Origin of the sequence: Arthrobacter sp. Ld5, assembly GCF_051172775.1 — a bacterium.
Classification (GTDB): Bacteria; Actinomycetota; Actinomycetes; order Actinomycetales; family Micrococcaceae; genus Arthrobacter_D.
In genome coordinates, this window is sequence record NZ_JBPKBO010000010.1 from 1 (window position 1) to 1,073 (window position 1,073).

1 protein-coding gene is annotated in these 1,073 nt (G+C 67.8%); it reads left to right on the forward strand.

Annotation, left to right across the window (positions count from 1 at the left end; genetic code table 11):
- Positions 1-104 precede the first annotated feature (104 nt).
- Complete coding sequence (locus ACSGDB_RS04155) at positions 105-1,061, forward strand: IS481 family transposase (RefSeq protein WP_434993093.1); 957 nt, start codon at positions 105-107, stop codon at positions 1,059-1,061.
- The last annotated feature ends 12 nt before the right edge of the window (positions 1,062-1,073 follow it).

The window sequence follows — 1,073 nt, forward strand, 5'->3', positions numbered from 1 at the left end:
TGTACTGGGCTGGGACGTTGTTGACGCGGGGGTCTTGAAATGGAGGAGGACCTCCGGGCTAAGTGGAGCTGTCTAGTTCCCACACTTCGTGCTCGGAGGTCCTCGTGTCTCACGTTAACGCCCGCCTGACCGTTCATGGAAGGCGACTGCTTGTTGATCGGGTCGCCGCGGGCCGGCCGGTCGCGCATATCGCCGCGGAGCTCGGCGTGTCCCGGCAGACCGCGTACCGGTGGGTGCGACGGTTCCACCTTGAAGGCCCCGCCGGCTTGCAGGACCGCTCGAGCCGACCCCTGCATTCACCCGGACGGACCAGCCCGGACCGGGAACAGGCCGTCCTGGACGCCCGGCACCGGTTGCGGTTCGGGCCCTTACGCATCGCGGCGGCCACCGGGGTCCCGGCGCGGACCGTGACCCGGATCCTGCACCGCCACCATGTGCCGCGACTGGCGGACTGCGACCCGCTGACCGGGACCCCGATCCGTGCCTCCCGGGCGACGTCGACCCGGTACGAGCGCGATCGGCCCGGGGACCTGGTGCACCTGGATGTGAAGAAACTCGGACGAATCCCCGACGGAGGCGGCTGGCGCGCCCACGGCCGCTCCGAACAGGTCAGGAGCCGGGGCATCGGCTACGACTTCGTGCACGTCGCCATCGATGACCACACCCGGCTGGGCTACGCGGAGGTCCTGCCCGATGAGAAGGGCCTCACCGCGGCCGGGTTCCTGACCCGCGCCGCCGCGTACCTCAACACTCATGGCATCGACCGGATCGAACGCGTCATCACCGACAACGCGTTCGCCTACCGCAACTCCGCGGCCTTCAAGCAGGCCGTCGCGGATCTCGGCGCCGTTCAACGATTCATCAGACCGCACTGCCCCTGGACCAACGGCAAAGCCGAGCGCTTCAACCGCACCCTGCAAACCGAATGGGCCTACCGCCAGGTGTTCACCAGCAGCGCTCACCGTCAAGCCGCCCTTGCACCCTGGCTCGAGCACTACAACACTGAACGTATCCACACCGGCATCGGAACCACACCCATCACCCGAGTGTCACCAACCTGACGGCTCAGTACA